The following is a 13248-nucleotide window of genomic DNA, read 5'->3' on the forward strand; positions in this document are numbered from 1 at the left end:
CCGTCGTCGCCTTGGTAGGCCATTACCCCACCAACAAGCTGATAGGCCGCGGGCTCATCCTGCACCGCCGGAGCTTTCCACCAACCCCCATGCAGGGGAAGGTCGTATCCGGTATTAGACCCCGTTTCCAGGGCTTGTCCCAGAGTGCAGGGCAGATTGCCCACGTGTTACTCACCCGTTCGCCACTGATCCACCCCGAAGGGCTTCACCGTTCGACTTGCATGTGTTAAGCACGCCGCCAGCGTTCGTCCTGAGCCAGGATCAAACTCTCCGTGAATGTTTACCCGTAATCGGGTCGACACCCGCGTTGAGCGGCACGGCAACCACCGGAATAGGGCGGCCCCGCGCACTGCGTCCTCGCTAGTGTTTGTTTCAAAAGGAATCTCCAACCCCAGGAAACCTGAGGCCGGGGATGTCAACATATCTGGCGTTGACTTTTGGCACGCTGTTGAGTTCTCAAGGAACGGACGCTTCCTTCGGACCGCCTTCCAGCGGACCCTCCGGGCTTCGTTCTTTCGTGTTTCCAGCTTATCAGATGTTTTCCGCTCCGTTTTCCGGAGTTTCATTCATCCAATTTCCCGAACTGGCCGGTTCCGCTTTTCGCGACGTCCCCCACATTAGCTCATTCCGAGTGCTACCCGAAATTCACGCTCACTCGGTCAGCGGGAATGCCAAGAAGCCCATTTTCATGGGGATCAGAGTGAGAGTGGGTCTTGCTGAGTGGGATGGCCGCTCCAGCGACTCGTTCAACACTAGGCCACCTGGAGGACATCGTCAAACGTCGAGGGCCGGATCTGTCCAGATCCGGCCCTCGGGGCTCAAAGACGCAGCTCAGAGCAGGTGTGTTTTCAGCCAAGCTTCAACCGGCCGGTCTGTCGACCAGTCCGTCGACCAGCCCGTCGGCCGGTCAGCCGGCAGCGACCAGCTCCGCCGCCGCCAGGTTGCGCTTTCCGCGCCGCAGCACGAGCCAGCGGCCGTGCAGCAGGTCGGCCTCGGTCGGCACGGCCTCCTCATCCGTCACCTTGACGTTGTTGAGGTAGGCACCGCCTTCCTTGATCGTCCGGCGGGCGGCCGAGCGGCTCGGCGACAGACCGACGGCGACCAGCAGGTCGACCACCGTCTGCAGCTCGGACACCTCGGCCTTCGGGACCTCGGCCAGGGCGGCGGCCAGGGTCGGGGCCTCCAGATCGGCGAGGTCGCCCTGGCCGAACAGCGCCTTGGACGCGGCGACCGCGCGCTCGTACTGCTCTGCGCCGTGCACCAGCGTGGTGAGCTCCTCGGCGAGGGCGCGCTGGGCGAGACGGGCGGCGGGGCGCTCGGTGGTCTCGCGCTCCAGTTCCTCGATCTCCTCCTTCGAGCGGAAGCTGAAGATCCGCAGGAAGTTGGGGACGTCCCGATCGTCCGCGTTCAGCCAGAACTGGTAGAAGGCGTACGGGGTGGTCAGCTCGGGGTCGAGCCAGACCGTACCGGACTCGGTCTTGCCGAACTTGGTGCCGTCGGCCTTGACGATCAGCGGCGTGGCCAGCGCGTGGACGGACTTGCCGTCGGCCTTGCGGATCAGATCCGTGCCGGCGGTCAGGTTGCCCCACTGGTCGCTGCCGCCGGTCTGCAGGGCGCAGCCGTAGCGGCGGTTCAGCTCCAGGTAGTCCATGCCCTGGAGGATCTGGTAGCTGAACTCGGTGTAGCTGATGCCCGCGTCGGAGTTGAGCCGCCGGGCGACGGCCTCCTTGGCGATCATGTTGTTGACCCGGAAGTACTTGCCCACGTCGCGCAGCAGGCTGATCGCCGACATCCCGGACGTCCAGTCCAGGTTGTTGACCATGCGCGCCGCGTAGGGGCCCTCGAAGTCGAGGAAGCGCGAGATCTGGCCGCGCAGGCGCTCGACCCAGCCGGCCACCGTCTCGGGGTCGTTGAGCACGCGCTCGGCGGTGGGCTTCGGGTCGCCGATCAGGCCCGTGGCACCGCCGACCAGGCCGAGCGGGAGGTTCCCCGCCTGCTGGATGCGGCGCATGGTGAGGATCTGCACCAGGTTGCCGAGGTGCAGGCTGGGGGCCGTCGGATCGAAGCCGCAATAGAACGTGACCGGGCCGTCCGCGAACGCCTTGCGCAGTGCGTCCTCGTCAGTGGACAGGGCGATCAGCCCACGCCACTGCAGCTCGTCGACGATGTCCGTCACGGTCACGCTTCTCCTTCGATCGGGCGTCCGCCCAGTGCTGGCCCGGTTCGGTCGGGCTCCGGGTCGGTACGACTCCAGCCTGATAGAGCCTACGCGGTTCCGGCCAGCGAGTTTCCCCGAGGCACCCCATCGAGCTGGGCGGCCCGCTCTCCCGGTCCCTCCCCCGATACCGGAAATTCCGTTGTTCGACGGCTGTGGGCCCATTCAGAGTGGTTCCACCGCCGTGCGGCGGCAGTGACGTGTGTGGAGACGGTCGTGCCGCCGTGGCACGCCCGCGGGAAGGGTGTGCCGAGTGCGCAACACGCTGGTTCTGAACGCGAGCTACGAGCCCCTGACGACGGTGTCGCTCCAGCGCGCCGTCGTCCTGGTGCTCCAGGACAAGGCGGTGGTGGAGCAGGCGCATCCGCTGCGCTCGATCCGGGGGACGGGCGTGGCCGTCCCGGTGCCACGGGTGATCAGACTGCAACGGTACGTACGGGTGCCGTTCCGACAACAGGCTCCGTGGTCACGGCGGGGTGTCCTGGCCCGGGACCAGCACCTCTGCGCGTACTGCGGCCGGCGGGCCACCACGGTGGACCACCTCCAGCCCAGGTCGCGCGGTGGTGCCGACAGCTGGATGAACACCGTCGCCGCGTGCGCGGAGGACAACCAGCACAAGGCGGACCGCACACCGGAGCAGGCCGGGATGAAGCTGCTGCGGCGGCCGTTCGAGCCGACGCCGCAGGCCAGTCTGATGCTGGCGCTCGGTCTGCGCAGCTCGGAGGTCCGGGACCTCGCCGACTGGCTGCCGGCCGTACCGGGCCGGCCCGTCTCCGCGGCGTGAGGCGATTGCCGGGAGACGGTTCGCGGGAGACTGCTCGCGAGAGGCGGTTCCGGGGAACGGGAGCACTCTCGACGTTCTCGACCTGAGGACACCCTCAGTGCTCGGACGGCGGCGGGTGGGGCGGCGCGCCGGCGTGGTGCGGGGCGGAAGGCCTCAGTCCTTCGCCTGGTACCCCGCCGCCGTGCCGTAGTTGGTCGAGTGCTCGGGCACCACGACCACCTGTCCGCCGCCGATCAGCACTCGTCCGGAGATCAGCAGTGAACCGGTGCCGGCCGGGAAGTTACCGCCGGTCGCCTCCTGACCGCCCGCCAGCGGGAACCTGCTGAGACGGGCGGGCTGGTCACGGCGTTCGTCGGCGGCGAGCACCAGCGATCCGCCGTCGATGCCGACCGCCCGGACGGCGCCCTTCGCGGCGCTCGGCACCTTCCAGCGCTGCTTGCCGGTGTCCAGGTCGTAGCCGACCGCGGCCACCGGCCCGCCACCGTTCGGCGGTTCCAGGGTGGTGACCATCGTCCGGCCCTCGAAGTAGACGCCAGGAGTGGCCGAAAACGTACCGTGGGCGACGTCCAGCCGACCGCCGTCGACGGCCACCGGGATCTCGGCGGCCGGGTCGCCGCCCGCGCCCCAGGCGAACACCCGGTCGTCCTCGGGCTTCCCGCCGGTCGTGAGGACCACGGACGGCTCGGCGGACAGCACCGTCACCGTCTTCGGCTGGTTGTTCAGGCCCCGCCACCAGCCGACCTTGCCGTCCGCGATGTTCAGCGCGACGGCCTGGTCGGCGGGGGTCGAATCGGCGCAGGAGGAGGCGACGAGCACGGTCCTTCCGCTGACGCCGCCGGACAGGGTGCAGAACTTGCCCTGGCCGGTGTACTGCCAGACGTCCTTCCCGTCGGCCGACTCCCAGGCCAGCGCCCGGTCGTCGCCGACGGCCACCACCTTGTCCTCGGTGACACCGACCCGCGCCGAGTAGGCGCCCTTCGTGTCCGAGAGGGTCTTGGTCCACGCGGTCCTGCCGGTCTTGGTGTCCACGGCGGACACCAACGTGCAGGGACTCTTCGGATCGGCCTGCGGACGGAACAGCGCCGCGCCCAGGCCTGCCTGGTTCACTCCCGCCGACAGCCCGCACGGGACGGCCCCGGCGGCCGGCGGCTCCACCGACCAGGTCGGCTTGCCGCCCGCCCGGTCGTACGCGCGGACACCGGAGCCGTCGGCCCGGACCACCGCGTCGGCCAGCAGCCAGCTGCCGATCAGCGTGTCGTCGCCCCCGGCCGGACCGGCCACGGCAGGCTGCGCGGCCCAGGCCCTGGTGTGCGCCACCGCGAAGCCCGGCTCACCGCCGCTGCTCGCCGCCGCGCTGCCACCGCCCTCGGTCCCGACCATCAGCCCCGCCGCCACCAGTACTCCCAGCGCGGCCACCCCGGCACCGGTCCGCACCAGCAGGGCCTTGCGGCTGGGCACGTGATCCCCTGCCAGCACCGCGTCGGCGGCCTTCCGTGCCTTGGCGGAGAGCGAGGAGGCCGCGCCGGTGCCCGCGCCAGCACGGGCACCGGAGCCCCGGCCGGCACCTCGGCGCGCGGAGGCCCGCGACGGCGAGGCGGGCTCGGCCTGCGACTCGGGGGCCTGCGTCGTAGAAGTCTCCGCGGGCTGCTCCGGGACGGTCACGGGCACCTGCCCGGCCTCTTCGAGGTGCACGTAGCCGTCCGCCGAGTACTCCGCCCCGGCCGGGACGTACAAGCCCTCCCCGGCGGGCTGCCGCGGGGCGGCGTACGGTGTGGCGGCCTGATGCGGCTGCGCGTGGTCCGGGTACTGCGGATACGGCTGGTACTGCTCCTGAACGCCGTAGTGGCCCTGATCCTGGCCCTGGACGTAGCCGCCCTCGACATAGCCGGTCCGACCGTATCCACTGTGGTCGTAACCGCTCTGGTCATAGCCGGCCTGGTCATGACCGGCCTGGCCGTAGCCGGTGTCGTAGCTGGTCTCGTAGCCGGTGTGCCCGTAGCCGCCTTGGCCGAGCTGCGGCTGCTGCCCGTACTCGGCCGAGCCGTAACCCGCCTGCTGCTGCGGCTGCCACTGCGATGGCTGCTCCGGCGTCTGCTGCTGCTCGGAGTACCCGCTGTGCCCGCCGTTCTGCCAGTCCGAGTGGCCCTCGGACGGCCACGGCTGTTGGGGGTGGGCGTCTCCGAAGGGCTCCTGCGCCATCCGTTCCGTCCCTCCCGAGCCATCTGCCTGCCGATGCGGCAGTCAGCATCTCACGCCTGCCCGGAGAGGCGGCCCGGGCCCTCGGTCGGACGGGCCCGGGCTCCTCGGCCGTGCCGCGTCAGGCCGCCGACTCGACGCGCAGGGCCTCGTCGATCCGGGCGGCGAGGGTGAAGTCCAGCCCGGTGAGGCCGCCGGCGCTGTGGGTGGACAGGAGGAAGCGCAGGGTTCGCCAGCGGATGTCGATGTCGGGGTGGTGGTCGAGCGCCTCTGCCTGCTCGGCGACGGAGACGACCACCCGGATCGCCGCCGGGAAATCCGGCGCGTCGGCGGTACGGGCGATGCTGTCGTCCTCCCGCTTCCATTGGGGCAGCGCCGCCAGGGCTGCCGTGATCTCGTCCTCGTTCAGCCGCGCCCTGCTGCTCATCGCCGCACTCCTGGTGGGTCGTCCGGTGGGTCGTCGCTCCGGGGCCGGGGAGCTCCGGAACCGGGATTCCGGGCCGTTCAGGCGCCCGGGAACCGGTGTCAGGCGGCCTTCCGGCGCGGACGGGCCACCAGCTCGCCGCCGCAGTTGGGGCAGGTGGCGGCCATGGACTCGGTGCAGTCCGGGCAGAAGGTGCACTCGTAGGAACATATCGAGGCGCGGCCGTCCGCGGTCAGCGACACCGCGCAGCGCTCGCAGCTCTCACGCATCTCCAGGGCCATGGCGTACTCCTCCGACCTGCATACGGTCTGACGGTCGTTCAACTCAACAACAGCTTGGTGACGGCCACGAGGCCGACCACCACGATGACAACGCGCAGCGCGGTCGGCGGGAGACGACGGCCGACCTTGGCCCCGAGCAGGCCTCCGACCAGCGAACCCGCCGCGATCAGACCAGCGGCGGCCCAGTTCACGGTCGAGGTGAAGAGGAAGAAGAGCGCGGCGACCGCGTTCACGATCAGCGCCAGGGCGTTCTTCACCGCGTTGATCCGCTGGAGGTCCTCCTGGAGCAGCATGCCCATCAGCGCCATCAGCAGCACGCCCTGCGCGGCACCGAAGTAGCCGCCGTAGATGCCGGTCAGGAACACCCCGACCAGCAGTACCGGGCTGCCGTCCGGATCGCCGCCGGGGCGGCGGCGGGCGGCGACGGCCTTGGCCACCCGGGGCTGGATCACCACCAGGACGAGCGCCAGCAGGATCAGCGCCGGGACGATCGCGTCGAAGGCCCCGCTCGGAAGCTTGATCAGCAGCAGCGCGCCGAGCAGCCCGCCGAGCAGGGAGGCGGTGCCCATGCGCAGCACGCGGCGCCCCTGGTCGGCCAGCTCGCGGCGGTACCCGATCACCCCGCTGAGCGAGCCGGGGACCAGGCCGAAGGAGTTGGAGACATTGGCGGTGACCGGTGGGATGCCCACGGCGAGCAGGACCGGGAAGGTGATCAGCGTGCCGGAGCCGACGATCACGTTGATCATCCCGGCGCCGACGCCGGCCACCAGGACGGCGATCGACTCCCAGAGCGTCATGGGTCACCTCTCCTCTCGGTCCTGTCCGAGGGGATCATGCCGGACGGCCCTGCGGGCCGACCAGACCCGCCCACGATTCGGGACGCACGCCACAGTGCCCGGTACGTACGCTTCGGCACCGTGAAAGGCCGAGGGCCCGCCACCTCTCGGCAGCGGGCCCTCGGCGAAGCACGGTTCGACCGATCACTCCGGGTCGATCTTCGGGTACTCCCGGGCCGGGTCCACCCGGGGACGGGCGGCGCCCTTCTCGGTGTCCACCGGCCGCGGGCCGGACGCCGGGTCCAACGGCACCTGGGTGGCGGCCGGGATCGTCTGCGGGACACTGGGTGCCGCGACCGCGCCGCCGTTCACCCCGCCGTTGCCGGTCAGGCCGGTGAAGGCACCGCCGAGGCCCTTGAGTGCGTCGCCGACCTCGCTGGGGATGATCCAGAGCTTGTTGGAGTCGCCCTTGGCCAGCTCGGGCAGGGTCTGGAGGTACTGGTAGGCCAGCAGCTTCTGGTCGGCGTCGCCGTCGTGGATGGCCTCGAAGACCGTCCGGATCGCGGCCGCCTCACCGTCCGCGCGCAGGACCGCGGCCTGCGCCTCACCCTCCGCCTTGAGCACCTCGGCCTGCTTCTCACCCTCGGCCTTGAGGATCTGGGCCTGGCGCTGGCCCTCGGCGGTGAGGATCGCGGCGCGCTTGTCCCGGTCGGCGCGCATCTGCTTCTCCATCGAGTCCTGGATGGAGGTCGGCGGCTCGATCGCCTTCAGCTCGACACGGTTGACCCGGATGCCCCACTTGCCGGTGGCCTCGTCCAGGACACCGCGCAGGCCGGCGTTGATGACCTCTCGCGAGGTCAGCGTGGACTCCAGGTCCATCGAGCCGATGATGTTGCGCAGCGTGGTGACGGTCAGCTGCTCGATCGCCTGGATGTAGCTGGCGACCTCGTACGTCGCGGCGCGGGGGTCGGTCACCTGGTAGTAGATGACGGTGTCGATGTTGACGACCAGGTTGTCCTGGGTGATCACCGGCTGCGGCGGGAACGGCACGACCTGTTCGCGCAGGTCGATCCGGTTGCGGACGCGGTCGATGAACGGGACGACGATGTTCAGCCCTGCGTTGAGCGTCCGGGTGTAGCGGCCGAAGCGCTCCACGATCGCGGCGCTGGCCTGCGGGATGACCTGGATCGTCTTGATCAGCGCGATGAAGGCCACCACGACCAGGACGACCAAAACGATAAGGACGGGTTCCACGGACTCTCCCCTAGACGACCAGGGCGGTCGCGCCCTGGATTTCGACGACGTCGACCTGCTGTCCAGGCTGGTACACCTGGCCCGGGTGAAGCGCACGGGCCGACCAGATCTCACCGTTCAACTTGATCCGCCCGCCCTCCCCGTCGACGGTTTCCGCGACGACCGCGGTGGCGCCCTGGAGCGCCTCGATGCCCATCTTGACCTGCGGGCCCTTCTGAAGCTGCCGGTAGGCGATCGGGCGGACGAAGACCACCAGTGCGACCGAGACGACGACGAAGGTCAGGGTCTCGGCGACCACTCCCCCGCCCAGCGCGGCCACGACGGCGGCGGCCAGCGCCCCGACCGCGAACATGGCGAACTCCGGCATCGCGGTGAGCACCAACGGTATGCCGAGCCCTGCGGCGGCCAGGAGCCACCAGATCCAGCTGTCCACACGTCCATCCTAGGGAGCGAAGGCCTTCGAAGCGGACAGTTCCCGCAGGTCGAGGGGCGGAAACCGGTCGCGCGTGCGACCGGTTTCCGACGGCCTTCCGGATGAGCGGACGAAGGGGCCTCAGCCCAGCGGCAGACCCTGGGCCGACCAGCGGTCTCCGTGCCGCTCCAGGGTGAGCGGCAGGCCGAAGCACTTGGAGAGATTACGGGCGGTCAGCTCGGTGTCGATCGGGCCGGCCGTGAGCACCTTCCCCTGTCGGATCATCAGGACGTGGGTGAAGCCCGGCGCGATCTCCTCGACGTGGTGGGTGACCATCGCCATGGCCGGGGCGAACTCATCCTGGGCGAGCGCGCCGAGCCGGCGGACCAGGTCCTCGCGGCCACCGAGGTCGAGGCCCGCGGCAGGCTCGTCGAGCAGCAGCAGCTCGGGGTCGGTCATCAGGGCGCGGGCGATCAGGGTGCGCTTGCGCTCGCCCTCGGAGAGGGTGCCGAACTTGCGGTCGGTGAGATTGGCCATGCCGAGGCGGTCGAGCAGGGCGAGGGCGCGGACCTCGTCCGACTGCTCGTAGGTCTCCTGCCAGCTGACCGTCATGCCGTACGCGGCGGTGAGGACGGTCTGGAGCACGGTCTGCTCGGCCGGCAGCTTGTCGAACATGGCGGCGCCGGCCAGGCCGATCCGGGAACGCAGCTCGAAGACGTCGATCTCGCCGAGCTTCTCACCCAGCACCGTGACCTTGCCCGAGGTCGGGAACAGGTACGAGGAGGCGATCTGCAACAGCGTGGTCTTGCCGGCGCCGTTCGGGCCCAGGATGACCCAACGCTCGCCCTCGGAGATGGACCACGAGACCTGGTCGACCAGCGCGCGCCCCTCCCGGACCACGGATACGTCCACCAGCTCCAGCACGTCGCTCATGCCTACGCCTTCCCCAAAAAACAAGATTCTCGGCCGTCGGTGCGGGCGGCGAGCCTACTCCGGCAGCCGGTGGGCACGGGGTGGGTGCGCCGCACACGCATGGGCAAACCTACGCCACGCGGATGACCGCCGATTCCGTAGGCTGGCCGGATGCTCGTGACTCCTGCCGACAATCCGTACGAAGAGCCCCGTTCGGGGCGGCTCACCGCATGGGGCAACGCCTTGCTGGCGGGCCTGGTGCCGCCGGACGACGCCGCCACGGCCGTCCTGGGCCGGGACGAGATCCACCGGGTCACCGGGCTGCCCGGCGACGAGCCCGGCGAGCAGCACGGGCTGACCTGGGCGCTGGGGCGGCTGCGGGTGCTCGGCGTGAAGGGTCTGCGTCTCGCGCTGCCCTCAGCCGGGCATCCGCTCGGGCTGACCGGTCCGAAGGCCTTCAACGAGCAGGCCATGAGTGCGGGCGAGGCCGTCCTGGCCGTGGGTGCACCGCTCGGGCTGGTGCCGGAGGTGGAGGTGTACGGCCCGGCCGGCGACCGCTCGGCCACCGTGCTGTGGCGTTGTTCCGAGGTCAACGACACACCTCCGGCGGACGTGCCGTCGCTCCACGAGGCCGAACGTGAACTGGCTGACGGGCTGCGGGAGGCGACCGTCATGCTCGCCCGCCTCGACGTGGCCGGCGCCGGACCTGAGGCCTTGCGCGCCCTGGATGCCTACCGCCGCCGTGGCCACAGCGAGCTGCTCGCTCCCGGGTACCCGCCCCGGGCTGTCCGTGTCCTGGAGTCGGCCCGCCAGGTGTCCGCCCTCCTCTCCATCGCCTCCGGCGGCCACGGCGCTGCCGTCAGCGCCTCCGAGATGGCGGCCCGCCAATCCGCCCTGGCCCCGCTGCGGCGCACCGCCCGGCGCGCCCAGGTCGCCGCCTACAACGCCCTCGTGGACGAGCGAGACGATCGCTGAGAGGTGCTGGGCCGCGGAGTCGGCGGTGGCGAGCGCGATCACCTCGGCGCGCTGGTATCTGCCGTCGGGCCCGGCGGCCAGGCCTCCCTGCGCCGTCGTGGCCACCAGCCGGCACCGGGGCCACCCCAGGACTTCGGCTGCCTCCTCCGCCGAGTAGCTCTCCGCGAGTCTCCGTTCCAGCGCCTCAGCCGCGGCCCGTGCCGTGGCCGCAGCCTTGTGCATGCGCTCCGTGACAGTCTGCTGCACCACGGCATACGGGACGGCGGCCAAGGCCTCCCGGCTGTAGGTCGGCCAGCCCCGGTATCCGCCGCAGGGGCGTAGCTCTCCTGCGGCGGCGAGCCGCCTGATGTCCTCGGCGATCACCAGCAGACCTGTGGTGTGGCCCAACACCGTGGCCGCCTTGGCCGCCCCCACGGGCGGCACGGCGCCGAGCGCGAGGATGATCTCCTCGGTGCGGGCCTTCAGCTGTACCTCGACGAGCGCCGACCAGGTGCCGTTGTCGAGGTCCGGCTCGGGGATCAGTTCACGTTCCCGTGCCAGGTTGAACTGCCAACGCCGCATCTGCAGTCGACGTCTCAGCAGCTCCGGCCCGTAGGCCTCCCGGTCTCGGGCTGTCTCCCGGGCCAACCTCGCTCTGCGCTCGACGTCCTCTGCTGCACGATTCCCTGCCCTCGCCACCTGACACCCGGACAAGGGGCGTCCTGGCGCCCGCCCTCGGCCCCCGTCCTCGACAGTTGACTGCGACCCAGGCCCGGACATCGGAGGCTCGTCGAACAGGTGGCATGTCACCTCAAGCTCATGGGCCAGCACGACAGGCCCGCACTGATTGCGCATCGCGTTCATCCGGCCCTCCCTCGGGATCGGTGTCGGCGATCAGCCTGGCACAGCCGAATGGCGATGGATCACCTGAATTCGGGCCAACCCTGCCGAACGGCACATGCTGGACCACCGTTTGACGCCCTGCCTGGCCGAGAACCTGCCGATCGGCACGGCGCCCGCGCCACTACGTCGCGCCCCCGGCGCGCTACCCCTCTCGGGCCTCGCCGTGACGAACGGCCCAGAGTGCCGCCTGGGTGCGGTCGCTCAGGTCCAACTTCATCAGGATGTTGGACACATGGGTCTTCACCGTCTTCTCCGAGAGGTGCAGACTGCGGGCGATCTCCCGGTTGGAGCGGCCATCGGCGATGTGTCCGAGCACTTCGCGCTCGCGCTCGGTGAGCGTGCCACCTCGACCCTGCGGAACGCGCGGGCCGTCGTCGGCGAGCAGTGCCTCGGCCAGTTCGGGCTGGAGCAGAACGTGACCGGCGTGCACCGACCGAATCGCCCCGGCCAGCGCCTCCGGGTCCACGTCCTTGTACACGTAACCGGCCGCACCGGCCCGCAGCGCGGGAACCATCGTGCGGTGCTCGGTGAAGCTGGTGACGATCAGGATCCGGGCGCGGCTGCCCTCGCCCTTGAGCGTGCGCAGCGCCTCGATGCCGTCGACGCCGGGCATCTTGAGGTCCATCAGGACGACATCGGGGTCGAGCTCACGGGCCCGGTCAATACCCTCCGCCCCATCGGCGGCCTCCCCGACCACCTCGATGTCGTCCTGGACCTCCAGGAAAGTGCGCAGCCCGCGCCGAACCACCTGGTGGTCGTCGACCAACAGGACTCGGATCGACGGTGTGCTCTCAGGCACCGGGGACCTCCATCTCTACGAGCGTCCCCCGACCGGGGGCCGATTCCAGGGTGAGTGTTCCGCCGACGGCGGCCGCGCGGTCGCGCATAGAGGCCAAGCCGAGGTGACGGCCTGCTCGCCGGACGGACTCCGGATCGAAGCCGCGCCCGTCGTCGTGCACGCGCAGCACCGCACCGCGCGCAGGCGTCCCTGCCAGGGTGACGGTGACCCTGCGGGCGCCGGAGTGGCGCAGCGCGTTGTGCAGCGCCTCCTGGGCGACTCTCAGCAGTGCGGCCTCCTGGGCAGGCGGCAGCGCCCGGACCCCGTCGGCGGCGAAGGCGACGTCGGCGGTGTGCGCCCGGTCCAGGACCTGCACCTGGGAGGCGAGAGTGGCGCTGAGCCCGTCCTCCTCCAGGGCTGCGGGACGCAGCTCCACGACGACCGCGCGCAGTTCGTCGGCTGCCTCGGCGGCGAGACGGGCGACCTCGGCGAGCTCGGCACGTGCCCGGACGGGGTCGCGGTCGACGAGCTTGGCGGCCGCCTTGGCCGTGAGCCGGAGCGAGAAGAGCTTCTGCGAGACGGCGTCGTGCAGGTCGTGGGCGATCCGGGCACGCTCGCCGGCCAGCGTGAGCTCGCGGCTGCGCTCGTACAGTCGGGCGTTGGACAGTGCGAGGGCCGCGTGCGCGGCGAGGATCCGCAGGAGTTCCTCGTCGTGATCGGTGAAGAGGCCGCCGCCACGCTTGTTGGCGAGGAAGATGACGCCCATCACCTGCGGCTCGTCCTCGGCCGCGTCGGTGTCCAGGATCGGCATGCCCAGAAAGGCGTCCATATCGGGGTGGGCTGCGGGCCATCCTTCGAAGGTGGGTGCTTTGCGGACGTCCGCCAGCCGGGTGGGGCCGGTCTCGTGCAGCATCACGGCGAGTACACCGTGCTGTCGGGGCAGCGGGCCGATCGCCCGCCACTGCTCGTCGGTGACACCGTCGACCACGAACTGGGCGAAGCCCCCGTGGTCGTCGGGCACGCCCAGGGCCGCGTACTCGGCGCCGAGCAGTCCCCTGGCGGAGGCGGTGATGCGGCGCAGCACCTCACGGACCTCCAGGTGCCGGCTCATGGCGAGCAGTGCCTGGCTGACGGCCTCGATCCCGGACAGGCAGGGTTCGCAGGCGGGCAGCGGGCCCCGGTGGGTCCGGTGGTCTCCGGTGGTGCTGGACATACCGCCAAACTACCGCCGCCCCGGCGACCGCCGCGTCCGTCCGCGGCCGCCCCGGGCCCGGGTCCGGGGACCTAGGCCGCAGGGCCCGCCCGGAGCCTCATGAAAGCGCCCGGAACGCCGAGGGGCGGCCCTCCCTGCTGGGAGAG

The 13248-nt window shown here is 70.7% G+C and carries 12 protein-coding genes and 1 rRNA gene; 2 read left to right on the forward strand and 11 right to left on the reverse strand.

The features are described from left to right. Nucleotides 1-277, reverse strand: a 16S ribosomal RNA gene (locus ACFVGO_RS15075); the annotation flags it as partial. A gap of 630 nt (nt 278-907) precedes the next feature. Beyond that, on the reverse strand, nt 908-2176 hold the full coding sequence (gene tyrS / locus ACFVGO_RS15080; RefSeq protein ID WP_359911503.1) for a tyrosine--tRNA ligase: 1269 nt from the start codon (nt 2174-2176) through the stop codon (nt 908-910). Between the two features lie 292 nt (nt 2177-2468). Here tyrS and ACFVGO_RS15085 point away from each other — a divergent pair, with 292 nt between their 5' ends. Further along, on the forward strand, nt 2469-2999 hold the full coding sequence (locus tag ACFVGO_RS15085) for an HNH endonuclease (protein ID WP_359911434.1): 531 nt from the start codon (nt 2469-2471) through the stop codon (nt 2997-2999). Nucleotides 3000-3152: 153 nt separating this feature from the next. Here the strand turns inward: ACFVGO_RS15085 and ACFVGO_RS15090 are convergent, their stop codons facing one another. The 7 genes from ACFVGO_RS15090 to ACFVGO_RS15120 all read right to left on the reverse strand — a co-directional run bounded on the left by ACFVGO_RS15090 (nt 3153) and on the right by ACFVGO_RS15120 (nt 9275). After that, complete coding sequence (locus ACFVGO_RS15090) at nt 3153-5198, reverse strand: PQQ-binding-like beta-propeller repeat protein (protein ID WP_380632107.1); 2046 nt, start codon at nt 5196-5198, stop codon at nt 3153-3155. A gap of 118 nt (nt 5199-5316) precedes the next feature. Continuing rightward, complete coding sequence (locus ACFVGO_RS15095; protein ID WP_380632109.1) at nt 5317-5622, reverse strand: 4a-hydroxytetrahydrobiopterin dehydratase; 306 nt, start codon at nt 5620-5622, stop codon at nt 5317-5319. A 98-nt stretch (nt 5623-5720) separates the two neighbouring features. Further along, nucleotides 5721-5900 carry a DUF1272 domain-containing protein gene (locus ACFVGO_RS15100; RefSeq protein WP_359911443.1) on the reverse strand — a complete coding sequence of 60 codons (180 nt, stop codon included), beginning with the start codon at nt 5898-5900 and terminating at the stop codon, nt 5721-5723. A 38-nt stretch (nt 5901-5938) separates the two neighbouring features. Continuing rightward, on the reverse strand, nt 5939-6697 hold the full coding sequence (locus ACFVGO_RS15105; RefSeq protein ID WP_359911446.1) for a sulfite exporter TauE/SafE family protein: 759 nt from the start codon (nt 6695-6697) through the stop codon (nt 5939-5941). 183 nt (nt 6698-6880) lie between these two features. Next, the gene (locus tag ACFVGO_RS15110) at nt 6881-7930 is read right to left on the reverse strand and encodes an SPFH domain-containing protein (protein WP_380632112.1); all 1050 of its coding nucleotides are present in this window, start codon (nt 7928-7930) and stop codon (nt 6881-6883) included. A gap of 10 nt (nt 7931-7940) precedes the next feature. Further along, nucleotides 7941-8363, reverse strand: coding sequence for an NfeD family protein (locus tag ACFVGO_RS15115; RefSeq protein ID WP_359911452.1), 423 nt, complete (start codon nt 8361-8363; stop codon nt 7941-7943). A gap of 120 nt (nt 8364-8483) precedes the next feature. Then, nucleotides 8484-9275 (reverse strand): ABC transporter ATP-binding protein, encoded by a 792-nt coding sequence (locus ACFVGO_RS15120; RefSeq protein WP_359911455.1) that lies wholly within the window; start codon nt 9273-9275, stop codon nt 8484-8486. A gap of 150 nt (nt 9276-9425) precedes the next feature. Here ACFVGO_RS15120 and ACFVGO_RS15125 point away from each other — a divergent pair, with 150 nt between their 5' ends. Continuing rightward, the gene (locus ACFVGO_RS15125) at nt 9426-10229 is read left to right on the forward strand and encodes a hypothetical protein (RefSeq protein ID WP_359911458.1); all 804 of its coding nucleotides are present in this window, start codon (nt 9426-9428) and stop codon (nt 10227-10229) included. A 1024-nt stretch (nt 10230-11253) separates the two neighbouring features. Here ACFVGO_RS15125 and ACFVGO_RS15130 read toward each other — a convergent pair. Continuing rightward, nucleotides 11254-11910, reverse strand: a complete 657-nt coding sequence (locus ACFVGO_RS15130) for a response regulator (protein ID WP_380353187.1) — start codon at nt 11908-11910, stop codon at nt 11254-11256. Then, on the reverse strand, nt 11903-13000 hold the full coding sequence (locus tag ACFVGO_RS15135) for a GAF domain-containing sensor histidine kinase (protein WP_380353200.1): 1098 nt from the start codon (nt 12998-13000) through the stop codon (nt 11903-11905). The genes ACFVGO_RS15130 and ACFVGO_RS15135 overlap by 8 nt, the downstream gene beginning before the upstream one ends. Nucleotides 13001-13248: the final 248 nt, after the last annotated feature.

This window comes from Kitasatospora sp. NPDC057738 (genome assembly GCF_042798815.1).
In the GTDB taxonomy this organism is placed as follows: Bacteria; Actinomycetota; Actinomycetes; order Streptomycetales; family Streptomycetaceae; genus Kitasatospora; species Kitasatospora lactacystinica.